The sequence below is a fragment of the Corynebacterium sp. genome, assembly GCF_030532195.1.
GTDB lineage: Bacteria > Actinomycetota > Actinomycetes > Mycobacteriales > Mycobacteriaceae > Corynebacterium.
In genome coordinates, this window is record NZ_JAUNLP010000005.1 from 81,765 (window position 1) to 106,852 (window position 25,088).

25 protein-coding genes are annotated in these 25,088 nt (G+C 59.6%); 13 read left to right on the top strand and 12 right to left on the bottom strand.

Annotated elements, in window-relative coordinates; all coding sequences use genetic code 11:
* Positions 1-70: 70 nt before the first annotated feature.
* The gene (locus Q4E11_RS06795; protein ID WP_303164686.1) at positions 71-793 is read left to right on the top strand and encodes a Crp/Fnr family transcriptional regulator; all 723 of its coding nucleotides are present in this window, start codon (positions 71-73) and stop codon (positions 791-793) included.
* Between the two features lie 22 nt (positions 794-815).
* Here the strand turns inward: Q4E11_RS06795 and Q4E11_RS06800 are convergent, their stop codons facing one another.
* On the bottom strand, positions 816-1,232 hold the full coding sequence (locus tag Q4E11_RS06800) for an iron chaperone (protein ID WP_303164687.1): 417 nt from the start codon (positions 1,230-1,232) through the stop codon (positions 816-818).
* A gap of 40 nt (positions 1,233-1,272) precedes the next feature.
* On the opposite strand from Q4E11_RS06800, the gene Q4E11_RS06805 reads away from it, so the two are divergent.
* Positions 1,273-2,655 carry a DHA2 family efflux MFS transporter permease subunit gene (locus Q4E11_RS06805; protein ID WP_303164689.1) on the top strand — a complete coding sequence of 461 codons (1,383 nt, stop codon included), beginning with the start codon at positions 1,273-1,275 and terminating at the stop codon, positions 2,653-2,655.
* On the opposite strand, the gene Q4E11_RS06810 is transcribed toward Q4E11_RS06805, so the two are convergent.
* Both Q4E11_RS06810 and Q4E11_RS06815 read right to left on the bottom strand, forming a co-directional pair.
* Positions 2,639-3,331 (bottom strand): AAA family ATPase, encoded by a 693-nt coding sequence (locus Q4E11_RS06810; RefSeq protein WP_303164690.1) that lies wholly within the window; start codon positions 3,329-3,331, stop codon positions 2,639-2,641. The genes Q4E11_RS06805 and Q4E11_RS06810 overlap by 17 nt on opposite strands.
* Positions 3,332-3,337: 6 nt before the next feature.
* Positions 3,338-4,372 (bottom strand): App1 family protein, encoded by a 1,035-nt coding sequence (locus tag Q4E11_RS06815; protein WP_303164691.1) that lies wholly within the window; start codon positions 4,370-4,372, stop codon positions 3,338-3,340.
* A 93-nt stretch (positions 4,373-4,465) separates the two neighbouring features.
* On the opposite strand from Q4E11_RS06815, the gene Q4E11_RS06820 reads away from it, so the two are divergent.
* Positions 4,466-4,792: a transglycosylase family protein gene (locus tag Q4E11_RS06820; RefSeq protein WP_303164692.1), complete on the top strand. Its 327-nt coding sequence runs from the start codon at positions 4,466-4,468 to the stop codon at positions 4,790-4,792.
* Positions 4,793-4,815: 23 nt separating this feature from the next.
* Here the strand turns inward: Q4E11_RS06820 and Q4E11_RS06825 are convergent, their stop codons facing one another.
* Together Q4E11_RS06825 and Q4E11_RS06830 are read right to left on the bottom strand one after the other, a co-directional pair.
* Positions 4,816-6,240 carry a DUF5129 domain-containing protein gene (locus tag Q4E11_RS06825; protein ID WP_303164693.1) on the bottom strand — a complete coding sequence of 475 codons (1,425 nt, stop codon included), beginning with the start codon at positions 6,238-6,240 and terminating at the stop codon, positions 4,816-4,818.
* Positions 6,241-6,316: 76 nt separating this feature from the next.
* On the bottom strand, positions 6,317-7,270 hold the full coding sequence (locus tag Q4E11_RS06830; protein WP_303164694.1) for an NAD(P)-binding domain-containing protein: 954 nt from the start codon (positions 7,268-7,270) through the stop codon (positions 6,317-6,319).
* A gap of 54 nt (positions 7,271-7,324) precedes the next feature.
* Here Q4E11_RS06830 and Q4E11_RS06835 point away from each other — a divergent pair, with 54 nt between their 5' ends.
* Positions 7,325-8,311 carry an LLM class oxidoreductase gene (locus tag Q4E11_RS06835; protein WP_303164695.1) on the top strand — a complete coding sequence of 329 codons (987 nt, stop codon included), beginning with the start codon at positions 7,325-7,327 and terminating at the stop codon, positions 8,309-8,311.
* Positions 8,312-8,334: 23 nt separating this feature from the next.
* Here the strand turns inward: Q4E11_RS06835 and mgrA are convergent, their stop codons facing one another.
* Entirely contained in the window at positions 8,335-9,375 is a 1,041-nt protein-coding gene (gene mgrA / locus Q4E11_RS06840) for an L-glyceraldehyde 3-phosphate reductase (protein WP_303164696.1), read from the bottom strand.
* Between the two features lie 117 nt (positions 9,376-9,492).
* On the opposite strand from mgrA, the gene Q4E11_RS06845 reads away from it, so the two are divergent.
* Positions 9,493-10,821 carry a PepSY domain-containing protein gene (locus tag Q4E11_RS06845; RefSeq protein WP_303164697.1) on the top strand — a complete coding sequence of 443 codons (1,329 nt, stop codon included), beginning with the start codon at positions 9,493-9,495 and terminating at the stop codon, positions 10,819-10,821.
* Positions 10,822-10,864: 43 nt separating this feature from the next.
* Here the strand turns inward: Q4E11_RS06845 and Q4E11_RS06850 are convergent, their stop codons facing one another.
* A complete protein-coding gene (locus tag Q4E11_RS06850; RefSeq protein WP_303164698.1) occupies positions 10,865-11,200 on the bottom strand; it encodes a type II toxin-antitoxin system HicB family antitoxin in 336 nt (111 codons plus the stop codon).
* Between the two features lie 155 nt (positions 11,201-11,355).
* On the opposite strand from Q4E11_RS06850, the gene Q4E11_RS06855 reads away from it, so the two are divergent.
* Complete coding sequence (locus Q4E11_RS06855) at positions 11,356-11,691, top strand: YciI family protein (protein WP_303164699.1); 336 nt, start codon at positions 11,356-11,358, stop codon at positions 11,689-11,691.
* A gap of 47 nt (positions 11,692-11,738) precedes the next feature.
* Here Q4E11_RS06855 and Q4E11_RS06860 read toward each other — a convergent pair whose 3' ends face one another.
* Together Q4E11_RS06860 and Q4E11_RS06865 are read right to left on the bottom strand one after the other, a co-directional pair.
* On the bottom strand, positions 11,739-12,605 hold the full coding sequence (locus Q4E11_RS06860) for an SDR family NAD(P)-dependent oxidoreductase (RefSeq protein ID WP_303164701.1): 867 nt from the start codon (positions 12,603-12,605) through the stop codon (positions 11,739-11,741).
* Positions 12,602-13,819 (bottom strand): trans-acting enoyl reductase family protein, encoded by a 1,218-nt coding sequence (locus Q4E11_RS06865; RefSeq protein ID WP_303164702.1) that lies wholly within the window; start codon positions 13,817-13,819, stop codon positions 12,602-12,604. Before Q4E11_RS06865 ends, Q4E11_RS06860 begins: the two co-directional genes overlap by 4 nt.
* An 86-nt stretch (positions 13,820-13,905) precedes the next feature.
* Here Q4E11_RS06865 and Q4E11_RS06870 point away from each other — a divergent pair, with 86 nt between their 5' ends.
* Together Q4E11_RS06870 and Q4E11_RS06875 are read left to right on the top strand one after the other, a co-directional pair.
* The gene (locus tag Q4E11_RS06870; protein WP_303164704.1) at positions 13,906-15,129 is read left to right on the top strand and encodes an MFS transporter; all 1,224 of its coding nucleotides are present in this window, start codon (positions 13,906-13,908) and stop codon (positions 15,127-15,129) included.
* Between the two features lie 102 nt (positions 15,130-15,231).
* Positions 15,232-16,488 (top strand): Fic family protein, encoded by a 1,257-nt coding sequence (locus tag Q4E11_RS06875; RefSeq protein WP_303164706.1) that lies wholly within the window; start codon positions 15,232-15,234, stop codon positions 16,486-16,488.
* A gap of 55 nt (positions 16,489-16,543) precedes the next feature.
* Here the strand turns inward: Q4E11_RS06875 and Q4E11_RS06880 are convergent, their stop codons facing one another.
* Positions 16,544-16,930 (bottom strand): Rieske (2Fe-2S) protein, encoded by a 387-nt coding sequence (locus Q4E11_RS06880; RefSeq protein ID WP_303164707.1) that lies wholly within the window; start codon positions 16,928-16,930, stop codon positions 16,544-16,546.
* Between the two features lie 16 nt (positions 16,931-16,946).
* Positions 16,947-17,669, bottom strand: a complete 723-nt coding sequence (locus Q4E11_RS06885; RefSeq protein ID WP_303164708.1) for a YggS family pyridoxal phosphate-dependent enzyme — start codon at positions 17,667-17,669, stop codon at positions 16,947-16,949.
* A gap of 106 nt (positions 17,670-17,775) precedes the next feature.
* Here Q4E11_RS06885 and Q4E11_RS06890 point away from each other — a divergent pair, with 106 nt between their 5' ends.
* Entirely contained in the window at positions 17,776-18,921 is a 1,146-nt protein-coding gene (locus Q4E11_RS06890; RefSeq protein WP_303164709.1) for a glycosyltransferase 87 family protein, read from the top strand.
* On the opposite strand, the gene Q4E11_RS06895 is transcribed toward Q4E11_RS06890, so the two are convergent.
* On the bottom strand, positions 18,918-21,326 hold the full coding sequence (locus tag Q4E11_RS06895; protein WP_303164711.1) for an ATP-dependent RNA helicase: 2,409 nt from the start codon (positions 21,324-21,326) through the stop codon (positions 18,918-18,920). The genes Q4E11_RS06890 and Q4E11_RS06895 overlap by 4 nt on opposite strands.
* A gap of 42 nt (positions 21,327-21,368) precedes the next feature.
* Here Q4E11_RS06895 and Q4E11_RS06900 point away from each other — a divergent pair, with 42 nt between their 5' ends.
* The 4 genes from Q4E11_RS06900 (at position 21,369) to Q4E11_RS06915 (ending at position 24,640) form a co-directional block, all read left to right on the top strand.
* Complete coding sequence (locus Q4E11_RS06900; RefSeq protein ID WP_303164713.1) at positions 21,369-22,262, top strand: cation diffusion facilitator family transporter; 894 nt, start codon at positions 21,369-21,371, stop codon at positions 22,260-22,262.
* Between the two features lie 242 nt (positions 22,263-22,504).
* Positions 22,505-23,458, top strand: coding sequence for an alpha/beta fold hydrolase (locus Q4E11_RS06905; RefSeq protein ID WP_303164714.1), 954 nt, complete (start codon positions 22,505-22,507; stop codon positions 23,456-23,458).
* Positions 23,459-23,471: 13 nt separating this feature from the next.
* Positions 23,472-23,972, top strand: coding sequence for a methylated-DNA--[protein]-cysteine S-methyltransferase (locus Q4E11_RS06910; RefSeq protein ID WP_303164716.1), 501 nt, complete (start codon positions 23,472-23,474; stop codon positions 23,970-23,972).
* Between the two features lie 5 nt (positions 23,973-23,977).
* Entirely contained in the window at positions 23,978-24,640 is a 663-nt protein-coding gene (locus Q4E11_RS06915) for a nitroreductase family protein (RefSeq protein WP_303164718.1), read from the top strand.
* Positions 24,641-25,088 lie beyond the last annotated feature (448 nt).

The window sequence follows — 25,088 nt, forward strand, 5'->3', positions numbered from 1 at the left end:
ACTCTTAAGGTATGAAGGATTTGAAAGAAGTAACATGACGGCCGTCAATTAACAGAAATAAAGTTGAAATATGTCGAAAAGAACTCCGCTGCGCATCGTCGAATTGCCGCATCGATGCCCGCGACCAGTGCGAATGGCGGCGCTATCGCATGCTTCGTACTTCACCGGGCTCGGTGAGGATGTACTCGATGACGTCGATAAGCAGATGCGGACAGTGAGTTTTTCGGCCGGTGAGCGCATCTATACCGCCGGTGAGCCTGCCGATGCGCTCTATGTTGTGGCGGTGGGGCGCGTGAAGTTGACGCGCAGTGGTGCCGATGGGTCGGAGTGGATTAGCGACATCGTGGTCTCGGGTGAGCTGTTCGGCGCGCTGGGGTCGCTCGGCGAGCCGTATCACCTGGAATCGGCGGAAGCGCTGGTGGATACGTGCCTGCTCACGATTGGTCCCGACGAATTCCGTTCGGTGCTTATGACGTATCCGCCCATTGCCCTGCGCGTGCTTGACGACGTTGCCGCGCGCCTAGCCCATGCGAATTCAAAGTCGGTGGAGCCTGTACCTCAGCGCGTTGCTCGAGCGCTGCTCCATCTTGCGAAGAAAGTGGGCCGCCGTGAAGGACCCCGCCTCGTGCTGGATGTGCCGCTGACCAGGGCGGATATTGCTGGTCTTGCGGATTCCACGCCGGAGTCGGTCTCGCGGGTGATGAGTAAGTGGAAACGCCAGGGCATCATCGATTCGGGCCGACGGTGGACGGCCATTATTGATGAGGATGCCCTGGCGGATTTGGCGATGTAGGCGGCCTTGGTGTGAGTCCGACCTAGCGCCAGAACTTGGTCATGCCGCGCTTGTCCTCGATGTTGAACTCAATCATTTTGGCCAGCAGATCCAGTGGCATGGACTCGGCCTTGCCATCCTTTGGCCAGGGGAAGCGGACCATCATCTTGCCGTAGGAGAGGCCGCAGTCATCGAACTCGTCGGAGAATTTCACAATGCCGTCACGCTCTGGGGCGATTGCCATGTGCTTCTTGGCGTAGGAAAAACCGATGATGAACGTGCCATCAAGGGTGAACATCGGCTGATTCCATGCAATGCGAACGCCCAGTTCAGGGTACTTTTCATGGACCCATTCGAGCACCTCGAGAGCAACTGCGCGCTGCGTGTCATCATCCACGCGCGAGAGGTGGTCGGCGAAGAATTCGGCAATGGTTTCATCGGTCATATGTTGGACAGCCATGGTCTGGATTTTACTGAATCGTCAACTAAAATGACTGCGAGTGGCTACAGATTTAACTACTCAATTTGATCCTAAAAAGGCGTGGCCAGCGCTGTGGACCGTGTTGCTCGGCTTCTTCATGATTCTGGTCGACGCGACAATTGTCACCGTTGGCATCAACACCATCCAGCGGGATCTGGGTGGCGAGCTCAACTCCGTGATGTGGGTGACCAGCGGTTATCTGCTGGCATACGCGGTGCCACTGCTTGTCACGGGCAGGCTTGGTGATCTGTGGGGTGTGAAGAACACCTACGTGGCAGGCCTCATTATCTTCGTGCTGGCCTCGCTCGCGTGTGGGTTGGCGCCGTCGTTAAGCATGCTGATTGTGGCGCGCGTTGTCCAAGGCTTAGGTGCGGCGCTTTTGACCCCGCAGACGATGGCGCTGGTAACGCGCATGTTCCCGCCGGAGCATCGTGGCGCGGCGATGGGGCTGTGGGGTGCTGCGGCTGGTATTGCCTCGCTGACGGGTCCGCTGGCCGGCGGCATTTTGATTCAGCTGCTCAGCTGGCGCTGGATTTTCCTCATCAACGTGCCGGTCGGTGTCATCGGTCTGGTGTTTGCATTCCGTTACCTGCCACACTTTGATACGCACCGCCACAAGATTGATTACCTCGGCGTGGTGCTCAGTGCGATTGGTATGTTCTTGCTGGTCTTCGGCATTCAGGAAGGTGAGAGCGCCGGTTGGGCAGGCTGGATTTGGGGTCTGATTGTTGCTGGTGTGGTCGTACTTGGCCTGTTTACGGCCTGGGAGGCGAAGACCACCTCTGAGCCACTCATGCCGCTGTTCCTGTTTAAGGATCGCAACTTCACCGTCTCCTCGCTGGCCATCGCCGTGATGGGTGCGCTGGTGGTCGCAGTTGGCTTCCCGATCATTCTGTTTGCGCAAAACGCCCGTGACCTCTCCACCATTCAGGCGTCCTTGCTGCTGGTACCGCAGGCGCTAATCTCCGGTGTCATGGCGCCGTGGACGGGCAAGATGCTGGACAAGCTGAAGTTCCGTGAGTTCGCACTGATCGGTTTTGGCTCCTCGCTGGTGGGCATGCTTGGTTTTCACTACCTCATCCACGAGGACCTCTCCGTGCTGTGGCTGCTGCTGCCGGGTGCCGCATTCGGTGTGGCCAACGCTTTCATTTGGGGCACGCTGTCGACTGCCGCTACTCGCAATATTGATCCGGCGCTCGCCGGTGCTGCCTCCGGTGTGTACAACACCATCCGCCAGATTGGCAGTGTGTTGGGCAGCGCGCTGATCGCCACCGTGATGGCTGCAGCACTCAGCAGTAACCGTGGTGACTTCACATCCGCCATGAGCGCTGCGATGTGGTTGCCGGTGGCATTGTCCGCGGCAGGCGTCGTGGCATCGCTGGGGCTTAAGAATCCGAAGTAAAACGCTCCACCATGTAGTCGGCGATTCCGACTGGGTCGGCCAGGAATTCCCTGGTCGCCTGTACCGCGAGGGTGTCATCGAAGTGTGTGGTGTCGGCGTCGTCAAGCGAGACAATCGTGGCCTCGGGCAGGGCGAGCAAGATGGGGGAGTGCGTCGCGATGATGATCTGCGCGCCGCCTTCTGCGAGCGCGCCCAGGCGCCCGAGGAGTTCGAGCTGACGCAGTGCCGACAGCCCGGCTTCGGGTTCGTCGAGGAAGATCAGCGAGTCGGGGCCGAAGCGGCGTTTGGCCAGCGTCATGATGGATTGACCGTGGCTCATTTTCGTCAGATCCGCCAGTTGCTCGCCGCCGGGGAGACCGCCCATCGAGGCGTAGAAACGCGCGAGGTTTAAGTGCGCGTCGCCGCGGAAGAAGAACGTGTCCGGGGGATTGCGCTTGGTCAGCGCCAGCGGAATCGGGGAGGTGCGCTCCTGCGTTTTAAACCGCGAGCCACCGTCCGTGTCGACACCCATCGCCGACGCCAACGCCTCTAAAATCGTTGACTTTCCCTTACCGTTTTCGCCGTTCAGGATAGTAATTGGCGTGGTGAACTCCATGGGGAAGGGAAGTTTGAGCTTGACGACGTATGCCGGGAGCTCGGCATCGTCGTGAATACGGGCTTGGCGGAGGTAAATCATGGCAGGTTACGGTAGCTGGTCGATGTTTTTCAGCAGCTCAAAGCCGTCGGCGCCTTCAATGAGGGGGACGTGTTTGGTCTCCAGTTTTTCAATCGGCACTGCGGTGCCGTGAGAGAGCACGTGCTCGCTGGGCGTGAGGTTGCGAATGGCAATGGCCGCGACCTTGTCCGGGTGCTCCGCGGCGGCCTCACCGTAGATGAGCGGATCGTGCTGGCCATCATCGCCGACAAGAATCCACTTGATTTCTGGGAAATCAATAAATAGGTTCCTGAGCTGCACTTTCTTATGCTCCTGACCGGAGCGGAACAGGTCGGTAGGAGTTGGGCCCCAGTCAGTCAGCAGTAGTGGACCCTTGGGCAGGTTGTTGCGGTGCAAGAATCTCTTCAGCGTGCCGAACGTGTTCCACGCGCCGGTGGACAGGTAGATAACTGGAGGTTCGGCCGATTGACCTGACAGCTGCGCTTGGTTCGGTTTGGTGGCGTAACGACGGCGCAGTGCAGCGTAAAACTCGCTGAATCCAGCGACGGCCGTGCGCTTATCCGTCTCCTTGAACCAGGAGTTGTATGCGGCGATGAGGGCGCGCGGCAGCATGGTGACAATCACCGTGTCATCGATATCGGAGACGATGCCGTATTTGGTCTCTGAGTCGAGGATGAGAACTTCCGCAGTGGTGCTGGTGTTGGCGGTGTCGGTGCTGGAAATTGTGACCTCATGCCACCCGGGAGCGAGACCGTGGTCGCTGATGAGCACCTCAATGTAGCCGTTGCTATCCGTGGTGGCTTCAACCGAGCGATTGCCCGCCGTAATGGTGACCGGAAAATCGGCAACTTCGACGGTGAAAAACTGCCAGAAGCCACGTTGTGAAACAATTCTTTGCTTCGGATTGTGCATGAGAACACGGCCTAAGATGCGGACGCGATCTGCATTTCCGTATCCAGTGAACCCAATGATTTTCGGTTTCCAACCTGCGCGTTTAGAACGCTTAGCGGTGAACGCATCGAACTTCGTCTCGGCTTTACGGATGACATCTGCCACGGACATGCCTTCCAGGATACGGGTTGACAGGGTGGGGGAGTCCTCGCGTAGCTTGGTCGCCCAAGAGAAAAGTCAACCCTTTAGGAGTGTTCTCTTTTTATGCGTTTTTCCGGTAAGTTCATCGCATCCGCCGCTGTGGCAGCAGGCCTGATTGCTGCCCCGACCGCTGCCGCCAACGCCGCCCCAGTCAGCGCATGGGACCAGGTTGCGGCATGTGAGTCCGGCGGAAATTGGCAGACCAATACCGGTAACGGCTACTACGGCGGACTGCAGTTCTCGCAGCAGACCTGGAGCGGCCATGGCGGTGACCAGTACGCACCGACGGCTGACCAGGCCACCAAGGAGCAGCAGATTGACATCGCCGAGCGCGTGCTCGCCTCACAGGGTGCTGGCGCATGGCCGAACTGCGGCGGCCCGCTGGGGTAATTGGTCGGGCGTTAAGTGCCCCACTAGTACCCGCTCGACCCGCCGGCGCCGGAGAACCCGGAGCTAAATGAGCTGTTGGTCGCCGAGGATGCCGACTCCGCTGCCTCCACGTTGCTGGTATGCCAGCTGTTCAGGGCAACGAAAGTGACGAAGTTGGGGTAGGCGAAGTCATCCTCCCACAGGCGGGCGCGCTTGAGTTTCTCGCTCTCCTCCACATCGGCGAACTGACCGGTGCGCACGATGTCGAGCACAACCTGGTAGTCGTCGAGGACACGGACAAAGCGGTCCATGTAGTCGGGAGCATCAGGGTTGTGGTCCAGCCAGTTGATGCGCTCCTCCAGCTGACGCAATCGCTCCTTTAGCTCCTTGCTGTTCACTTTGGCAGAAGCGCGGATGACATCTTTGCGCAGCGTGGCTAAATCCGCACGGCGAGTGGCGGCGTTGCCGTGTTCAATTTCGAACAGCCTGTTGATGTTGTCTTCTGCAGTGCTGGTGTGACGTATTGTTTTGGCGGCATCGGCCAGCTTCTTGTAGTTTTTGAGCACCTCTTTGTCATTGCTCATATCAATCGAACCGATGCCACCTGCACCGGAGACCGTCTCATGCATGCCCAGGAAGTGGTCGCGCACCGCTTCCCAGTCCTTGCGCATTTCAATATCCGCAAACTCCGAGGTCAGCGAGTGGGCGCGGATATCAATCGAATCCAGCCGCTTACTCAGCTCGGCATACTCACGGGTGACCAAGTCGTAGTCCTCGCGACCTTGAGCAATTGTTCTCCGCCGCCAATTCCGCCGGGCTACGACAGCACTTCCGGCTACGCCAACACCGGCACCGGCACCAAGGCCGGCACCGATACCGGTATCGGTTTTATTCTCGGAGGCGTCGTCAAGCCGATACTGCGTAATCTCGTCGGCGTTTGTCGCCGTACGCGCACCGGCGAATAGCGCGGCGGCAATGTTGTTGTCCTGCATTCCTGGCTTCATCGCCTCAAGGACGGTGTCCAACCGCTCGTCCTTGCGCAGATTGATTTGATCAGCGACGTCTTCACCGGCGAACGCGAAGACCTCGCGCTGCTCCGGGGAGGCACCGATAATCAGGACGCCATCGGCGAAGTAGTCCTCGCCGATTTCGTTGGGGTAGTTGTCGCGGAGGAACTCCTCCACGGTGTCGTTGACGTTATCCCGGACCTCGGGAACAAGCAGGTAGTGCACGGTTTTGACCGTGTCAGGCACATGTAGGCGCGTGGCATCTTTGAGAACTCGAGCCTCATCTTTTGGGGAGAGGACGTTAGCAGGATCGTCGAGAAGCGCGTGCGGCGCGCCGACCGCGGTGACCGCAACCTCGTCGCGCGTTGGTAGCTCGACGGTGGAGTAGGCGTATGCGCCCGTGCCCAGTGCCGCCACGATGGTGAGCGCAGCGACGGTCCCAATCTGCTTCATGCTAGCCATACGTCACAGCCTAAGAGATAAAGTGCGTTAGCGCGATGGAGGATTGGGTGAGCAATACCAGCCAATCAGCCGCCGATTAGGCAGCCAGCCGACTAGCCACCTTTTCAGCGGCGCGCTTGGCAAAGGGGCCGACACCCATGATTGTGGCAGCACCGGGACCAACCCAGTCGCCGTAGCCGACGAACTCAATGAGGTCGTCATCAATACCGCGGAAGGGGCCAAGTGCGGGGCGGAAACCGGTGCACCAAATCAGGTGATCCGCGGAGACGTCGTCAAGCGAAGAGAACATGGGCGTCCAGGTCAGGGCACCGGAGTCGCGGGCCTCGCGCACGGACGGCAGGACGACGATATCGCCGATGCTGTCGGAGGGGCCGGGGTCAGCCTCGCCGCGGGCGACGGCGAGTGCACGCTGGCGGTTGCGTTTGAATAGGACGCGGCCGTCTACATCGTCGGGCATCCAGCGTGGTTCGCGGCGTGTGTACCAGGTGGTGTCGATGCCGGAAAGTAGCAGCTCAGAGGCGATTTGTGCACCTGAGTTGGCGCCTCCGACAACAGCCACGCGAGAGCCTTCGAAGGGCTCCGGGCCGGGGTAGTTGGCCGAGTGCCACTGCTTGGCTGACGTGGTGCCGGGGTAGTGCGGGACAAAGGGGCGATTGCCGGTCGCGGCGATGAGCTGGCGGGCTTCAAAGTCGCCAGCATCGCTGGTGAGGTGGAAAGTGCCGTCGTACGTGACCTTCTTTGCGGTGACTGGACGCTGAACACGCAGGTCATAGCGCTTTTCGTAGGATGTCAAGTAATCAATCACGTGGGATGCGGGCGGGAAGCCGTCATAATCGGGCATTTGGATGCCCGGGAGGTTGGAGAAGCCTGGGGTAGAAAAGAGCGTCATCGACGGCCACACATGCCGCCACGACCCGCCGGGAGCGGGCTGATTGTCCACAATGAGCGGATCTATGTCGTGTTTGTGCAGGTAGTAGGCGGTAGCAAGAGCAGCCTGACCGCCACCGACAATGATGACATCCTCAAGCATAATTCCAGCATAACTGGGGATACCGCACGCCGAGCTGTACTAGCGTTAAGCACCATGAGCTCGCTGTTTGACCTCTCTGACAAGCCCATCGCAGACCTGCCGGGATACCAGCGCACATTCGCGCCGGGCCGGTTGACCGTGGGCCTCAGCTTACCTATTGAACAGGACTCCGAAGCCGAGCCAACAGACGTGCTCAGCAACCAAATCCGGTTAATCCGCAAGGCAGAGTGCGCCGGAATCGCCGCAGTATGGGCACGCGATATCCCGCTGCGCGTGGAAACATTCGGCGACGTCGGCCAAGTCTATGACCCATGGATGTATTTGAGCTACATCGCCGCACACACCACCGACATCGCACTCGGCACCGCTGCAATCGTCGTGCCGTTTCAGCATCCGCTGGTCATGGCCAAGCGTGCTGCCACGTTGGACAGGCTTTCCGACGGCCGTTTCCTCTTCGGCGTCGCCACAGGTGACCGTCCCGAGGAATTTCCTGCCTTTAACCAGGACAAAGGTAAGCGCGATGAGCGTTTCCGCGAACATATCCAGGTATATGAGAAAGCACTTCGTACCTCATATCGCCCGATTCGGTGGTCCGAGGGAAAGATGGGCGGCTCGGATGTGGTGCCAAAACCGCTGGCCAGCCGGATTCCGCTACTGGCCACCGGTTCATGTCAGCAGAGCTTGGAGTGGAAAGCCGCGCATACTGACGGCTGGTTCATGTACCACAAAGGTCTGGAAATGCAGCGGAAAAATATTGGCCGCTGGCGTGAAGCAGTGGCGCAGGAATGCGGCGATGATGTGTTCAAGCCCTTCCTGGAATCACTGTGGATTGACCTGCATGACAACCGCAATGCGCCCGCGCAGGGCGGGCACTTCGGGTACCGACTCGGCCGAAACACGCTAATTGAGCTGCTTGCATCTCAGCGCCAACTCGGCATCAACCACGTCAGCATCAGCTTCCGCACCTCCAAGCGCGACGCGGAGGAGCAGCTGGATGAGCTGATTGAATATGTGCTGCCAACGCTGAACCAGCAGGTCTAGGCCCCACCGAAGCGGGAGCCGACCTACTTCACAGAATCAGTTGCGCCCTGCCACTGATTGATGCCGCGGTCAACAGCCCACTTGTCAATCTCCGCCAGCTCTTCATCACTAAACGGTGCCGCATCGAGCGCGCCGAGGCTGTTCTTCAGCTGCTTCACCGACGATGCACCAATCAGGGCCGAGGTCACTTCCGGACGGCGGAGAACCCAGGAAATGGCCATCTGTGCCAGTGACTGACCTCGTCGTAAAGCAATATCGTTCAGCGCGCGGATAGCGGTGAGTGTGTCCTCATTGAGGAACTTCGAGCTCATCTTGTGTGCGCCAAGACGCGAGGACTCCGGCACGCCGTCGAGGTAACGGTCGGTGAGAAGCCCCTGCGCAAGGGCAGAAAAGGCGATGATGCCCATGCCCTCGTCGGCACAGGTTTCCAGCAGCTCATCCTCAATCCAACGGTTGAACATGGAGTAGCTCGGCTGGTGGATGGTCAGTGGAGTGCCCAGCTCACGGGCAACCTTCTGCGCGCGACGGGTCAGCTCCGGGGAGTAGGAGCTAACACCGACGTAGAGCGCACGACCGGAGCGAACCAGGAAGTCGAGCGCAGCCACGGTTTCCTCAATAGGCGTCTCTGGATCCGGACGGTGGTGGTAGAAAATGTCCACATAATCCAGGCCCATGCGCTTCAGCGATGCATCGCAGCTGGCCACGAGGTATTTCCGCGAGCCGCCAAAGCCGTAGGGGCCGTCCTGCATGTACCAGCCGGCCTTGGAGGAAATAATCATTTCATCGCGGTACGGAGCGAAATCCTTGGCCATAATGCGGCCAAAGTTCTCCTCCGCAGAGCCCTGGGGTGGGCCGTAGTTATTGGCCAAATCGAAATGGGTGACGCCGTTGTCGAACGCGGTGCGCAGGATCTCACGTTGCGTATCCAGTGGACGGTCATCACCAAAGTTGTGCCAAAGCCCCAGCGTAATGGCCGGAAGCTTCAGGCCAGTATTACCGGAACGGTTGTACGACATCTTTTCGTAGCGGTTTTCGGCGGCGTTATAAACGTCTGGGTAAGCCATGTGCTCGAGGGTACGCGTGAGGGCGGATCCGGGGTAGGGCTAAATGGCTACCCCTGAAAAATCAAAAGGTTAATTTTTCTGGGGAACAACCAGTGCGAGTCATCCGACTAATAAGGCATGACTTCAATAGCCACAGGCGATGCCGCTGGATTACCAGCCGCAAACCCCGTCGCAAAGACTCAGAAAAACGGAGGTCCACGAGCATTTCTGCATCGAATTCATGTCGTTGCGGGAATCCTCGTTGCACCACTGATTGTTATTGCAACTATTACCGGCGTGGCATATGCCCTCGCCCCGAGCATGGAAAAGGCGGTCTACCACGAACAACTAACAGCAACATCGAATCTTCCCGCGCAGCCTCTGGAAAAACAGGTTGAGGTAGCGCAGCGCCTTCACCCCGACCTGCCGGTGAGCGCAGTACAGGTCCCAGAAAAGCCCGGTCAGACAACGCGAGTCATGTTCAATGATGAGAACCTGAAATCGGAGTCCTACCGCCATGCGGTGTTTGTGGACCCAGGTGACCTGAGCGTGAAGGGCGACCTGGTGCAATACGGATCCTCGGCGGCATTGCCGTTGCGAGCGTGGATCTCAGAGGGGCACCGCAGGCTCTGGATTGATAACAACTTTGGTCGCCTCTATTCCGAGACGGCAGCATCCTGGGTGGGTGCGCTGGCACTCGGTGGGCTGTGGCTCTGGTGGGACCGGTCACGCCGCAAGCGGACACAGGGGACAAGTAAGCGGGCGCATCATATGCGTCGTCACGCGAATGTCGGCGTGGGGATCAGCCTTGGGCTGCTGTTCCTGACTGTCACGGGCCTGACGTGGTCATGGGTGGCGGGCACCGACATTGGCAAGTTGCGTGAAGCCATGGACTGGTATGCGCCGAAACCGGCTGTAGTGGCGACTGCGCCAGCCAGTTATGACTGGTCAGAGGCCGATGGTGTCATGGCCGTCGCGCGTGCTGAGGGGCTGTCTGGCAAAGTCGAGCTGACGCCTCCGGAGGTAGGCACCACGTGGGTGGCCAAGGAAGCACGCGAGGAATGGCGGATGGGAGTCGAGACTGTCGCCGTGGACGGGCCGACTGCGGGTGTGGTCGACCGGATTCACTTTGCGGATTGGCCGTTGCCGGCAAAGCTGACCGAATGGCTTATCAATGCGCACATGGGCATTCTGTTTGGCTGGGTGAATCAGCTGATTCTGGCACTGATTGGTGTTGGTCTGCTCGCAATGATTGTGCGTGGCTACGCCATGTGGTTTGGGCGTGGCCGAGGTGCGAGCTTCGGCAGGTTCCCGGCGCCGACACGCTGGCGGGACATTCGCCCGGGCGTTGCAGCGGCCGTTGTGGTGCTGTTGGTTGCGTATTCGGTGGTCGCACCGCTGTTTGGTGTGACGCTGGTTGGGTTCGCGATTATCGATTGGGCCTGGCGGAAGGTCCGGAAAGGTTAGTGTAGGTGGTGTCGTCTACAGAGTCCGCCACGTCGGAAACAACCTATGCAGCACTCGCGAGTGCCTGCGCTACGTAAGCGTTGAGCGAGATGCCTTCGCGGGCAGCTGCCATTGTCAGTTTTCGATGGAGCGAACTGGAAATTCTGACATTGAAACGCCCTGAATAGAATCGGTGACCGAGAGGTTCTGGGATCTTTTCGTTGGATGCTTCCATGTCCGCAAGAACTTCGGTGACAAGATCCCGGAGCTTGTGCTCCGCTTCCGACGAGCTGTCAGCCACCCATGACAGTGAGGGAAACTCAAGCACGGTCGCTACAAATTCCTGATCAGGTTCAGACCAAAAAACCTGGTAGGTAAACTTTTCGGCGGTGTAGGTCATTTTTTGTCCTTAATTTTCAACACCAGCATGGTACCACTGACAGTACCACTTTGGTATATGGATAAATTGGGCAATCAGCTACGAATTCCCTCCAGGCACCCTCCCAACCCCACCCAATCTGCTACACTTAGCAAAACGAAATTCGGGAGCTTGGTGTGCAGTACTTTTTCACCGTCCACGGCCGTAGAGATATCAATGCGTATGACTCTGATGAGGAGATGCAGGCTGCCTTTGACCGCGTCGGGCGCTTCAATCAGAAGCTCCAGGACGAAGGTCACTGGGTAATGGCCGGCGGGCTGGTCCCGCCGGAACAGGCCATGACGGTGCTGCCGGATGGCTCGCACAACAATATGCCGTACTACAACGCGATGACGTTCCCGTCGGGCTTTTGGATCGTCGATGTCGAGAACGAGCATGAAGCCATCAACTTGGCTCATGAAGCTGCAGCGGCGTGCGCACAGGCCGTCGAAATGCGCGCCATCGCCGACTAGGGCCGAGCCGACTAGAACCGAGCCGACCAAGCCCGGGGCCGACTAACTCACCGCAGCCCATGCACCCGACGCATGATGGTCAGCATCGCCTGCGTTGGGATGCGGCGCATAAAGGGCACTGCCACGCTTGCCGACGATCCCCGCGCCACCAGCGGCAATGGTCTCTCGGCAGCCACTTCGCGCATGACCAGCTCCGCAATCTTGGACGCGGGAATGCCACTTTCCTCATTGGCATTCAGCCGCGTCAGCATGCGGTGTAGGTCGGCGGCATAGACGGAGTCGTCATCGCTATACGTCGTTCGACGTGCCGAAATACCAGTGTTGATAGCACCGGGTTCAACAACGGTTACGCCGATACCGAACTGTGCGACCTCGCCACGCATGGCCAGGCCAAAGCCGCGGATGGCAGCCTTGGTTGCCACATAGGAGGAGCGGTAGGAAAGCGGCAGCCCACCCAGCATCGAGCCAATCATCACAATGCGGCCACGACCAGCAGCGCGCATGCCGGGCAGAAGCTGCTGTAACAATTCCACCTGCCCTAAAACATTGACCTGGAAGAGACGCCCCAGCGCCTCGCGGGGCAGCTCTTCGAAAGCGCCCGATTGACTCTCCCCGGCGTTGGCCACGACGACGTCGTACGGCCCACCGGCGACCACCGCGGCGATATCGTCCGCGCTGGACATATCGAGCGCCACCATCTGCACACCCTCAGGGTGTGGTGCCTCAGTGCCCCTGCGGGAAGTGCCAATGACCTCGAATCCGGCCTTAACCAGCGCCTCTGCGCACGCCCAACCAATGCCGGAGGAGGCACCGGTCACCAGTGCGCGGCCACCAGCTTGGCCGCCACCGCAGACGTCAGGCAGCTTTGGTCCGTGGGAGAACTCTTTAACAGCGCTGGTCAGGCCACTAATCATTGAGCCTGCACCGCCTCGATGGTCATGCCGCCGGCGCGGAGACGGCGAGACAGGGCGTCGCCAAGCGCGACCGTAGGAGTGAGCACGCCGGTGGTGTCCGGCAGATCGTCGTGAGCCAGTGCGAGGGCGGCGGAGGAAATCATCATGGCGGTGCCTTCGTAACCTGGGTCTTCCTCGAGCGACACCGTGGAACGCCAGTGGATGCCGGAGGTATCCACGGTGTAGGCCTCGATGGTGAAGCGGCCTTCGGCGCGGGATTCGGCGCTCGGGCCCTCGCCCGGCTTCGGCAGTTTCTTATCAATGAACTTCGCCGTCGGCGCAAAACCCATCGCCGCCAGAGCCAGCTTCGCGCCGAATGCGAAGCCAAATGCGCGCACAAAACCCTTCAGACCACGTCCGACATTGAGCAGCTCGCGGTAGCGGAAAGAATCGCCGTAGTTATTTAGGTATGCCGAGCGCTGCACAATGCGGGTGTTGTAGGGCGCCATGAAGAAAGGTGCGCGCCAGCGGCGGCGGAACCGCGCCGGGCGCAGATCCTCGCCGAATGTGCCCTGATCAGGGCCGGGCTCAGCCAGCGCGTAGCGGTCAGCGACGATACGGCGCAGCGCAGGATTCTTCTTGGCCTGCTCAATCTGGTAGCGAACCGAATCGATGGTGCCGCCGGACAGACCACCCTTGACGTGCTTGAACAGCAACGTGGTCTCACCGAGTTTTGTGTGAGCAGCCTCGTGCAACTCGCGGATGGCGACATCGGAGGGAATCGAATCGAAACCGCAGGAGTGGACAATCTTTGCGCCAGTTTCCTGCGCTACCTGGTGGTTGTTGGCAATTGAATCGTGGACAAACAGCACTTCACCACACAGATCGACATAGTGAGTGCCGGCCTTGGCGCACTCGGCAACCAGCGTGGAGCCGTACTTCGCGTATGGCCCCACCACGGTCAACACCACCTTCGTGCTGCCCGCGAGCCGTGCCAGCGCCTGCTGGTCGGTGGCATCCGCAACAATGACTGGCCAGTCCGATACGCCTGCGTTCTCGGCGACGTCGGCAAGCTTGGCGGCGTTCCTACCAGCAAGCGCTACACGCGTGTCACCTGCGTGTTCGGCAAGGTATTCGACAATCAGACGGCCCACGAAGCCCGTGGCTCCGTAGACGACAATATCGTGGTCGCGATCAGTGTTAGCGGCGGACGATTGCGTGGCAGGAGTACTCATGTGTACGAAACTAATAAATGAAAGCTCCGCCCGCGCGAAAATGGAAAAGGTTTTCCACATTTAGCGCGAGCGCTAACGTAGAAATAGTGACTAGCGCAAACGAAAACTCCGAACAGATTGCCGAAGGACTACGGCCAGGCGAGCCCGGATTCCGCCGCGCGCTCATCGCCGTGCTCTTCGCCGGACTGGCGTCGTTCCAAGCGCTCTACGCCACCCAGGCGTTGTTGCCCACGCTTTCCGACGAACTGTCGGTCGACCCAGCCACTGCCGCGCTAACGGTATCGGCCACGACAGGTGGTTTGGCGTGTGCGATTATTCCGGTGTCTATTCTCTCGGAACGCTTTGGGCGTCGACGAGTAATTGTCATCAGTGCGCTGGTGGCCACGCTGTTGGGGCTGGTGGTGGCAATCGCGCCGGGCATTGGCTCGATTATTGCGTTGCGGTTGCTACAGGGAATAGTCATCGCCGGTGTACCAGCGGTGGCCATGGCTTATGTCAGTGAGGAGGTCCACGCGGATCACGTCAGTCGCGTCATGGGCCTCTATATCTCCGGCACCACTGTCGGCGGATTGCTCGGCCGTATCATTCCCTCGATTGTGCTGGAGTTCGCCTCCTGGCGTGTGGCCATTGCGGTATCGGCCTCGGTCGCATTCATCTTTGCCATCCTGACCTGGTACTTCTTGCCACAGCAGCGCAGGTTCCGCCCGAAGGAACTCTCGTTTGCCGGGGAGGGCCAGGCTATTTCCCGTCACATGCGAGATCCACGGATTCTCGCGCTGTGTGCTCTGGCGTTCCTGTTTATGGGATCGTTTGTCTCCCTGTACAACTACCTGGGCTTCCGACTTGGCGATAAGTTTGGACTCTCGCCGGCACTGGCAGGGTTCGTCTTTATCCTGTACCTGTCGGGCACGTGGTCGTCGGCACGCGCAGGCGTGTGGGCGAAGACGGTGAGCCGTCGTCGCCTCATCGCGATTGCGACGGTCGCGGCGTGCGCGGGGCTCGGCCTGGCATTACTGCCGTGGTTGCCCGCGCTGATTATCGGCGTGCTGATTTTCACGGCATCGTTTTTCGTGGCGCACTCGCTGTCGTCGTCCGGTGTGGGGCTGGTCGCACAGCGCGACCGCGCCGAGGCATCCTCGATGTACCTGTTTAGCTACTATGCCGGTTCCTCCATTGTCGGTTGGGTATCCGGCATGGTCTTCGGCCGCTTTGAATGGGCGGGTCTGATTCCGTGGTTGGCAGCACTGTCCTTTATCGCGGGCGCATGTGCCGTGGCGGGGCTGAAGCCACGGGAAAAGGCGCGGCAGTAGTGCACGGAATAGTGCATTTAGAGTGGCGCGACTCGGCCCTTAATGTAAAAAATCGCCATTTTTTACATTAAGGGCCTCTTTTTGGTGCAATACTTGTAAAGAATGGCAGGAAAGCGAGATTGCGCCATGAAGCACTACCCGTTGAAGCGGATTTTTCACATGTCTGCGCACGAAGCGAATAGGGAAGTCGAGCGAACATACCTATTGCGCACTGAATCGCCATCGACGATTCAGTGGAGCTTCCAGGTCGGGCAGTGGCCTCTCTTTTGCTGTATCACCAGTGATCTGGCGGCCAAAGTTGAAAAAATCCTTGCCCAGGAATTGCAGATTTCGCACTTGTGGGCTGGACTGCCTGGTGCTGCGCGGAGTCACTATCTTTTTAACCTGCTCTTGGCTGAAGTGGTTGCCACTAATGAGATTGAGGGGATTCACTCCACTCGGCGAGAAGTTGCGGAAGCTTTGGAAAACACTGCTGGTGCAAAGCACAAGCGTTTCCAGGAATTCAGTCAGCTCTACTTTCAGCTGGCCAATGAGGAAAAAATTGAATTTCCCGGCACTTTGGTGGAGCTGCGGCAGCAGTACGATCAGCTCTTAGGCGAAGAAGTCTCGGCAGAAAATGCCCTGGATGGTGAACTATTTCGAGCGTCGGCCGTGACAATCACCGATGGGCAAACCCAGATTCACCGTGGCGTTGAATCTGAAGCAGCTATTCACCAGCTCTTGAGTGAGTTTCTTACCACCGTGAATTCTGAGTCAGGCAATCGACTGATTCGGATTTTGGCAAGCCACTTCATGTTTGAATACATCCATCCCTTTTATGACGGCAATGGCCGGATGGGGAGGTTCTTGCTCTCAGTGGCATTGCGGGAATCACTGTCGACGGCCACAGCGCTTACTCTGTCACGCCAGTTGGCTGACGATAAGGCGAAGTATTACAAGGCTTTCACCGTCGCAGAAGACCCGATGAACCGTGGCGAAGTTACTTTCTTTGTCAGCACTCTGGCCGATGTACTGCTGGATGCACAGCAGTATCTTTTGGAAGAACTGCAAGTCAAAAACGAGCAGTTTAAGAAGATTGACCAGCGCATTTCAGAGTTGGCCGAGACATCGGGGAGCATCTTTTCCACGCCACTGACAGAGAACGAAATTTCGACGCTGTTCGTCCTAGCCCAGGTGCGCCTTTTTGGACCTGAATATGGGATTAACCAGGATCAGCTCGCCAGTGCATTGGGTAAGGAAAAGCGGACAGCGCGCAAGTATGTCCAGGGCTTAGAAGAAAGAGATTTGGTTACCGCGACCAGCCGTCGTCCGCTACGATTTCAGCTCACCCAGAGCGGTATGGACTTAATAGGCCTCTAGCTCGAGAGGTCTCGAGTCCGAGACCGCACGCGCCATCAGGCCGTGCCCAAACCGCTTACTTCTGGCCCACAATCAGCTCAGTGCCATTGGCCGACAGCGGTGCCTTACCAGCGGGCTTGCGGGACGGACCAGCGACAACCTCACCAGTGGCAATATCAAACTGCGAGCCGTGGTTCGGGCAAATCATTACGCCATCGGCGACCTCGGTGATTCGACCATTCTGGTGCGGGCACACGGTGGAGTATGCGGCGAACTTGCCCTTCTCCGGCTGGGTGATGACGTAGTTGCCAATCACCACGCCACCACCGACGGGGACGTCGGCGGCGGCTACCTTTTCCACAGCCGACTTCGGTGCACAGGCTGCAATCAACGCGCCGGCTGCCGTGGTGGCAGTACCCAGGAGGAAACGGCGACGAGAACAAGGGGAGACGTTAGTGCTCATGACGTTGAGATTACCTCTACTTCTGATATGACCGTTCACCAAAGATCGCTCGCCCAACGCGCACGGTGGTCGCGCCCTCGGCGATAGCATCACGATAGTCCCCGGACATGCCCATAGAGAGTTCATTCAGGCTAACACCATCGGGAAGATTCGGCACCAGGCTATCCCGCAGCTCACGCAGCTCCGCAAAAGTCTCCCGCACATTCGGGTCACCCTGCGCCGCAATAGTCATAAACCCTCGCAGACGCAAGTTCGGGTACTCGCTGTCAGTACCAAACATGCTGACAAATTCCGCCGCATGGTTGGGAGCCAGACCGGACTTCTGCGGCTCGCGGGAGACATTGACCTGAATCAGCACATCCAGCGTGCGGTCACTATCGGCCAACCGCCGCTGCAGCGCCGCGGCCACCTTCGGGCGATCCAGTGCCTGGAACTCGTCGGCGCAATTGACCAGGTGTCCGGCCTTGTTGGTCTGCAGCGGACCAATGATGGTCAAATGCGGTGCCTTCTCACCAAAGGCTTCCCGGAATGCTTCGGCCTTGGCCGATGCCTCCTGGACGCGGTTTTCACCAAGACCGGTGCAACCGGCTGCGGCGAGTTCCGGCCAGGCTTCCACCAGGGCGTCGGCAGGCACTGTTTTACTGACTGGCAGCAGGCGGACCTCGGAGGGTTGGCGCCCTGCTCGTCGACAAGCATCGTCGATCTCAGAGCGAACCTTGCGATAATTTTCGGCGAACATACTTCCTAGTCTAAGGCCTGAATAGGGTGAGCAGTGCGGTAGTGTCGAAGACATGCTAATGGACAGACTCTCGACGCTTTCCGCTCTACAGCGGCGGATTTTAGCAATGGTATTTGGGCTGGTGTCGCTGGTCGTTGTCATCGACTTCATCTATCTTGCGGCAACTGCCTACATGATGGACCTCGAGGTCTTCCAGGACGCCGGCTGGGCCTTCCGACGTGGCCAGGATCTCTACTCCGCGGAGTTTCCCACGCGCTCGGGTTTCCGCTTCATCTACCCACCATTTGCAGCATTGCTGTTTTACCCCCTGACCTGGGCGGGGCCGGTCACGTTGCAGATCATTTGGACGGTCGCGACCGTGGCGGCGGTGTGGGCGATGCTGTGGATGGTCTTCACCAGGCTCGCCTCCGAGCGCCCGAAGCTGCTGGCCACCTGCCTGCTCGGTGTTGTGCTGCTGCTGGACCCGCTGCGCGCCAACGTGCTTTTCGGCCAGATCAACGTTTTCTTGGCGCTCCTGGTGGTCTCCGATGTGCTGGGCTTTTTGCCGAAGAAACTGCGGGGCTTAGGCGTTGGTGTCGCAGCTGGCATCAAGATCACCCCGGCGGCATACGCGCTGGTGTTCCTGATGCGCCGTGACTTCGTCGCCGTGGCCAAGAGCTTCGGCTGGTTCCTGGTGACCGTCGCCCTCGGCTTCGCGGTGCGTTTCCAAGAGTCCATTTACTTCTGGACCGACGAGTTCTTCGCCGGCAATCGCGGCGGCGCCCCAACGTACGAGGCCAACCAGGCATTCAGTGGTCTGCTCGCCCGCGCCGGGCTGGAGGGCACCGCGCTGGACATCGGCATTTACGGTTTCTTCCTCTTCGGCGCCATCGCCGCGGCCTTCGTGGCGTGGATTTACCACCGCAACGGCTACGATGTCGCAGCTCTCGGCTTCGTCGCGCTGGCTGTCAGCTTCGCCGGGCCCTACGCGGTCAGCCATCACTGGTCGATTGTCATGGTCTTCGTACCGCTGGTGCTCTACGTCCGCGAGACGTGGCACTTGATTGCCGGTGCACTGTTCATGATCGCCAACTGGTGGGCACCGTACAAGGTCTTCGTGGGCAATGACTTCGGTCGCGCTGCCAACGTGGGGCAGTGGTTCTACGGCAACATGCAGGGAGTCATGGGTGGCGTGCTCTTCTTCACCTGCCTGGGCTACGCAATCTACCTCTGGCGCAATCCAAGTCGCGTTCGGGCGACGGTGAACGCTTAACGACGTCGCTTCGTTCTCGCAGTAGCCTGCTCCTCCCACGGGTTCTCCGGCCACGGATGCTTGGGGTAGCGGCCCCGCATCTCGGAGCGAACCTGCGCGTAGGCACCATTCCAGAAACTTTCTAAATCCTGAGTGACCGCAAGCGGTCGCTGAGCCGGTGACAGCAAATGCATTGTCACCGGCTTTTCCAGTACCTGCGGAGTCTCCGCCAGGCCAAAGCACTCCTGTAGCTTCACAGCCAGCACAATCTGTGCCTCTGGGGCAGTTGGATCCTCCGGGTACTCCAGGCGAATTTTGGAGCCAGACGGCACCTCTAGGCGCTCTGGCACCAGGGAATCGAAGTCTGCGGCAGCTGGCCAGGGCAACAGGCGACGCAAGTGCTCCGCATCCAATTTCGGCGGGGTCGGGGAATCCAACTCGCCGGCGAAGAGGATATCGGCCGCAGCTGCTAAGCCGGCAGGGGAGACATCTGGCCACGGGTCACCGCGATGAGTGTGAAGAAAAGCCATGCGACGACGCAGGTTTTCGGTATCACGGTTGAGGTTGAAGTCGGCGTCGGCAAGCCATGCGGAGTTCGCAGCGATGCATTGTTCAGACGTGGGGGAGACCTGGCGGGAGGCAAGTTCGATGGCGCCGAGCATGTCGCGCTCGCGGGCGCGGACGCGACCCGACTCCACCTGCGCGGATGTCTCTGTGTGCGCCAGGTGTCCGGCGGCGAGCATGGCAATCTCAAGGTCAATGGCCTCGCCTGCGCGAACCAGTGCGCGCCCGTGCGAGAGCCGCGAGATATCGGAGGCGGCAATCCATTCGTGTCCGCGCAAGTCTAAGCTGCGGGCCAGCTCGGCGGCGGTACCACCGGTGAAGAGATACTCCTCAGATTTGGCGTTGCGGCGGCGCCCAATGAAATCCGGCCAGGCCAGCGCCGTGACCACCGCCGGAATATCTGAGGGCAACAGATCGACGCGCTCGACATCGGTGTCAATATCGACCTTGCGCACCAAGCGTGCCAGTCCGCGGGCATCGGTGAGCTTTTCCACGGCATTGGCCACGGCACCGGCGTGCTCCGGCAGCATCGCGGTGGCGGTCAGCAGTGCGCGACCCATGCGCGGATGCACCGGGAGCGTGGCCAGCGTGCGGCCGAGTTCCGTGATGTCACCCCTGTCATCAATAGCGCCCAGGCCTGCAAGAATGCGGTTAGCGGCCTCCGCGTGGTGAGCAGGTGGAGCGTCGAGAAGCTTTAGTCCCGCCATTCCCGGCGTACCCCACGCCGCGGTGTCAAGCATCGGCTGCGTCAGGTCGACGATTTCGATCTCCGGCGCAGGCCACGCGGAGAAGGAGGAGAATTCCGACTGCGATACGCAGCGCACCACAATGCCCGGGCCCTCACGGCCGGCACGACCCGCGCGCTGATTCGCCGACGACTGCGCGCACGAGCTGGTCACCAGACCTGAGAAGCCGCGCGCGACATCGAGACGAGGCCCGCGTGACAGGCAGGCGTCGACGACCGCGCGCACGCCCGGCACGGTCACCGAGGACTCCGCAATCGATGTCGACACAATCACGCGGCGAGTGTGTGCTTGACGACGAAACACGCGGTCCTGCTCCTCCGCTCTCTGCTGGCCGTGCAGCGTGAGCACCTCTACATCCGCCTGGTCAGAGATGTATCCGGCGCAGCGCTCTACCTCGCGGACGCCGGGGAGGAAGACCAGCACGTCGCCAGCGGATTCACTGAGCAGCGCGGTGGCCTGTGCTGCCACATGGCGCAGGAAGTCATCGGTAACACCGCGGGCATCAAGCCGCTGTGGGAACGGGGAGTAGCGAATATCCAGCGGATGAATCTGTGCCTCGGCCGCCACAATCGGAGCCGGCGTGGAATCGCCGAGTAGTGCCGCGAACTTCGGCGCATCCACCGTTGCCGACATAGCGACAAGCCGCAGGTCATCGCGGATATCTCGCAGGTCGCGCACCATGGCCAGCACAAGGTCGGTATCCAGGCCGTGCTCATGGACCTCGTCGAGGAGGACAGCGCTGGCATCGACATCGCCGTCGCGCAGCAGGCGGCGCAGTAGCACCCCGGGAGTCACAAACTCCACGCGAGTGGCAGCAGAGACCTTGGCATCGCCACGGACTGTGTAGCCGACCTCCTGGCCGAGCTTTGTTCCCGACAGCTGCGCGAGCCTCCGGGCAGCTGAGCGCACCGCCACACGCCGCGGGGCTGTGACCACAATCTTGCCGCCCAGCGCGTTGGCCACAGTTGGTGGAACCAGCGTGGTCTTGCCGGTACCCGGTGGGGCTTGCACTACTACGTCGGAGTTGCACACGGCGTCGTGAAGCGAGGAAAGCTTGGACGCAAAGGGGAGGCCAGCGCCGATGTTAGGCAGATTGAACTGAAATGCGGTGCTCATAGAACTGTGGGGACGGTGGGGGAAGGGGTAAAATCCCAGCATATGCAGGATTTATCTCGGTTTGGTTGGCTTTCGGTAGGCGCGGCGGTTGTCACCATCGCGCTGAAGTTTTGGGGCTATGTTCTGACAGGTTCTGTGGGTCTGCTTTCCGACGCCACGGAGTCGATTGTCAATCTTGTTGCGGCGCTTGCCGCGGTCATTGCCCTCAAGGTTATCGCGCGACCTGCAGACCGCGACCATGAGTTCGGCCACTCCAAGGCGGAGTACTTCTCCGCAGGGCTGGAAGGCGCCATGATTTTCGTGGCGGCGGCCTACATCATTTACGCCTCCATCGAGCGCCTGATTAATCCGCAGCCAATTGAGCAGATTGGGCTCGGTCTGATTGTGACCGTGGCGGCATCGGTGGTCAACGGTGTCGTCGCACTAATCCTGATTAAGGCCGGCCGTGAACATAAGTCCGTGGCGCTGACTGCGGACGGCAAGCATTTGATGACCGATGTGTGGACATCCGCCGGTGTGCTGGCCGGTGTGTTCCTAGTCTGGCTGACCGGTCAGTGGTGGCTCGACCCGGTGATTGCACTGGCAGTGGCCGTCAACATCCTGTTTACGGGCCGCAAGCTCATCCTCGACGCTGGTCATGGTCTGATGGACAAGGCCATGGAGGGTGAAGACCGCGAGGCAGTGGACCAGATTCTGAAGTCCCACCGCGATCGCAGCCGCGGCATTGATGTTCATGAGATTCGCACTCGCGTGTCTGGCCGCCAGCAGTTCATTGAGTTCCACGTGCTGGTGCCGGGCGCCTGGAGCGTGGAGCATGGCCATGATGTGCTCAGTGATATGGAAGATGAGCTGCGCGAGCGCTTCCCGGGTGTGCATATTTCCTCGCACCTAGAGCCCATTGAGGATGAGCGCGCGTACGGTGACGTACATCTATAGAGCGCTTCCAGAACCCGTGCCAGGAACTCTTGCGTGTTAGCCGCGGCGAGCGGTTCTTATGGTCGGCCAGTTAGCTGGCCTGACGGCGGGTTTGCGGGCTGGTTCCCGGACGAGTTCGTCGACTGCAAATGGCTCAAATGTGAGCCAAATTCGGCCAAACCCCTGAAAGTGATGAGGCTTACATCTTAAGATGTGCATACAAAATCATGCATCACCTAAGTCCACTTGAAGGAACTGCATAAATGACCTCCGAAGCCTCATCGACAGCAAAGAAGCCTACGAATATTCGCTTCTCGGCCAATAGCCCGAAGCAGCCGGATCCATGCCCGCGCCAGGACATCATTATCCCGGCCAATGACACAGTGCTCCTGCGTGGCACCATGTTCCGTCCGAAGGAGAACCCGGAGAACATCCCGAACGGTGTTATCACCGTCCACTCCGGCACTGGTGTGCCGCAGGGTTTCTACCACCGCTTTGCAGAAACCGTTGCGGAAAAGGGCTACGCGGTCATTACCTACGACTACCGCGGTATTGGTGAGTCCGGTCTGAAGACCGACGAGAACAACGAAGATATCCGCATGTCGGACTGGATTACCAAGGACATCCCGGGTGTCATCGAGTGGGCTAAGGAAACTTTCCCGGAGGGTCCGCACTTCGCTGTTGGTCACGCAGTCGGTGGCCACGGCATCATTTACGCAGGCTCTGAGGGCACCTATGACGCAGCAGCACTGATCAACTGCCGCGGCATGCGCATCACCAAGGTGCCGTCGCTGGCAGGTAAGCTGCGCGCCTTCTTTATCTTCAACATCCTGGGCCCAATCAGCGGCTTTATCACCGGTCACATTCCGGCGTCAGCATGGAATCTGTCTGTGGAGCCGCCAAATGGTGTCATGCGTCAGTGGGCACGGTGGGCTCGCAAGGAAGGCTACTTCTTCGACGACAACGAGTTTGATTTTGCCAACCGTTTCTCCAAGGCTCCGCAGCCGTTCCTGTCCATCCGCGTTCCGGATGATTACTGGACCGAGGAGTCCTCTGCGGATCTGATTACCAATGTCATGAGTTCAGCTGCCGTTATCGAAAAGCGTCAGGCGCGCCCGGCCGGCGGCAAGGGCGTAGGCTACGGTGGGTACTTCCGCTCCGGTCACGAAAAGGAGTGGGATGAGCTGCTGGAGTGGCTCCAGGCTCACAAGGGCTAATTAGGAGGAAGTAGTGGCGACTGCACAGGTCGATATCCCATTCGGCACCGTCGGCATCGCCACCTCCGCACGCGGGGTCGTTGAGGTCAATCTCTCCGGCCCCGTGCTTGACGACGAATCCCCCAGCGCCTCCTCCAAAGAAGCGCAAGCAGTAGCGGATTTGGCAGCGCAGCAGTTCCGTGAGTACTTTGCCGGACAGCGTCAGGAATTTGACCTGCCGCTGGACTGCGAACTTTTTAGCCAAGATTCTTTCCGCGCCCGCGCGCTCACCGCGCTGCGCGACGTGCCCTACGGCCAGCTGGTGACGTACGGCGAACTCGCTGAGATGGCCGGTTCGCCCCGGGCCGCCCGTGCCGCGGGCTCGGCTTGCTCCACCAATCCGCTGGGGATCATCATCCCATGTCACCGCGTGGTTCCAGCCAGCGGGGGAGTGGGTTCCTTCGGCGCCTACGCTGGCGGCCGAGAGATGAAACGGTGGCTTCTCCAACTCGAAGGTTGCCTGCCGCTAACCTAAATGGAATGAACTCACATTCTCCACGCGATCAGTTCGCGACCGAATTCGAAGAGATCATCCGCAACCGTCGCGCCACGCGCGTCTACGCTGACGAACCGCTTGACGACGCCGACGTGCGCCGCCTGCTGGAGCTGTCCCTCGAAGCTCCCAGCGCGTTTAACATTCAGTCCCGTGCCATTGTGCGCATTGAGGACCCAGAGGTACGCCAGAAGGTAGTGGAAGCTGCTGGTGGCCAGAAGCAGGTTGCCAGCGCACCACTGCTGCTGGTGTTTATCGGTGAGCCGACTGGTTGGAAGCGCGGCATTCCACGTCTGGTTGAGGCCAATAAAGCCTCTGGTCTGTGGAATGAGGTGGCCGCCGCCGAGCGTTCCGCCACGATGACTAAGTTCCATGAGACGCGCGAAAAGAATGGACTCTCCCGCGAGTTCGCCATCCGTGATGCGATGATTGCCGCTTCCTTTGCCATGGTCACTGCCAGCGCCTTTGGCTGGGCCAGCTCGCCGATGACCGGTTTTGATGAGCAGGCGGTCAAGGAGGCTATTGGCGCCGGCGACACCGATGTGGCCGTCGCCCTGCTCTTGGCCATTGGTAAGCCGGGCGAATTCCCGGCTCACCCGGGCCGATTTGAGTTTGAGCAGCGGGCATTCACCGACCACTACGAGGGGTAAGCCGCCACACCTATAGCGCTAGTGCGACCTCCACGGCCTGGCGGATGGCGCGCTTGGCATCCAGCTACTGAAAGCGGCCCTGCTACACAATTTGCGCCTGGGGTAGTTAAAGGTTTACTTGGGGTAGTCAAAGGTGGGCTGAGATTAGAAAACCCGGATTTGAGCCGTTGGCTATGTAACGCTTAGAGCATGGTAATCAGGAAGCATTTTTTTTGGAACAACCATAACCTGCCTTAGTGCAGTTTCCTTTCTATTCTCACAAGCTGCCGAAGCGGCACCAATAAATAATGAGACCACAGAAGTCGTAAAGGCAGCGGACAAGTTCAGCGAAGTCGAATTTAAAGACAGGAACGCTGGAGCGACAACTGGAACCCGTAGTGCAGGTGGAGGTACTTGGGCACCTGGAGGAATTGGAGCCCGAGTAACTCTCGGAGTCGGCGGGCAAGGG

Excerpts from the sequence above, each read along its gene's own strand:
- Q4E11_RS06845 (WP_303164697.1), top strand. The coding sequence starts at position 9,493 with ATGACTTCAATAGCCACAGGCGATGCCGCTGGATTACCAGCCGCAAAC.
- Q4E11_RS06810 (WP_303164690.1), bottom strand. The coding sequence starts at position 3,331 with ATGATTTACCTCCGCCAAGCCCGTATTCACGACGATGCCGAGCTCCCG.
- Q4E11_RS06825 (WP_303164693.1), bottom strand. The coding sequence starts at position 6,240 with ATGGCTAGCATGAAGCAGATTGGGACCGTCGCTGCGCTCACCATCGTG.
- Q4E11_RS06835 (WP_303164695.1), top strand. The coding sequence starts at position 7,325 with ATGAGCTCGCTGTTTGACCTCTCTGACAAGCCCATCGCAGACCTGCCG.
- Q4E11_RS06880 (WP_303164707.1), bottom strand. The coding sequence starts at position 16,930 with ATGAGCACTAACGTCTCCCCTTGTTCTCGTCGCCGTTTCCTCCTGGGT.
- Q4E11_RS06820 (WP_303164692.1), top strand. The coding sequence starts at position 4,466 with ATGCGTTTTTCCGGTAAGTTCATCGCATCCGCCGCTGTGGCAGCAGGC.
- Q4E11_RS06875 (WP_303164706.1), top strand. The coding sequence starts at position 15,232 with ATGGCAGGAAAGCGAGATTGCGCCATGAAGCACTACCCGTTGAAGCGG.
- Q4E11_RS06860 (WP_303164701.1), bottom strand. The coding sequence starts at position 12,605 with ATGATTAGTGGCCTGACCAGCGCTGTTAAAGAGTTCTCCCACGGACCA.
- Q4E11_RS06885 (WP_303164708.1), bottom strand. The coding sequence starts at position 17,669 with ATGTTCGCCGAAAATTATCGCAAGGTTCGCTCTGAGATCGACGATGCT.
- Q4E11_RS06905 (WP_303164714.1), top strand. The coding sequence starts at position 22,505 with ATGACCTCCGAAGCCTCATCGACAGCAAAGAAGCCTACGAATATTCGC.
- mgrA (WP_303164696.1), bottom strand. The coding sequence starts at position 9,375 with ATGGCTTACCCAGACGTTTATAACGCCGCCGAAAACCGCTACGAAAAG.
- Q4E11_RS06830 (WP_303164694.1), bottom strand. The coding sequence starts at position 7,270 with ATGCTTGAGGATGTCATCATTGTCGGTGGCGGTCAGGCTGCTCTTGCT.
- Q4E11_RS06865 (WP_303164702.1), bottom strand. The coding sequence starts at position 13,819 with ATGAGTACTCCTGCCACGCAATCGTCCGCCGCTAACACTGATCGCGAC.
- Q4E11_RS06890 (WP_303164709.1), top strand. The coding sequence starts at position 17,776 with ATGGTATTTGGGCTGGTGTCGCTGGTCGTTGTCATCGACTTCATCTAT.
- Q4E11_RS06900 (WP_303164713.1), top strand. The coding sequence starts at position 21,369 with ATGCAGGATTTATCTCGGTTTGGTTGGCTTTCGGTAGGCGCGGCGGTT.
- Q4E11_RS06895 (WP_303164711.1), bottom strand. The coding sequence starts at position 21,326 with ATGAGCACCGCATTTCAGTTCAATCTGCCTAACATCGGCGCTGGCCTC.
- Q4E11_RS06850 (WP_303164698.1), bottom strand. The coding sequence starts at position 11,200 with ATGACCTACACCGCCGAAAAGTTTACCTACCAGGTTTTTTGGTCTGAA.
- Q4E11_RS06795 (WP_303164686.1), top strand. The coding sequence starts at position 71 with ATGTCGAAAAGAACTCCGCTGCGCATCGTCGAATTGCCGCATCGATGC.
- Q4E11_RS06800 (WP_303164687.1), bottom strand. The coding sequence starts at position 1,232 with ATGGCTGTCCAACATATGACCGATGAAACCATTGCCGAATTCTTCGCC.
- Q4E11_RS06815 (WP_303164691.1), bottom strand. The coding sequence starts at position 4,372 with ATGTCCGTGGCAGATGTCATCCGTAAAGCCGAGACGAAGTTCGATGCG.
- Q4E11_RS06915 (WP_303164718.1), top strand. The coding sequence starts at position 23,978 with ATGAACTCACATTCTCCACGCGATCAGTTCGCGACCGAATTCGAAGAG.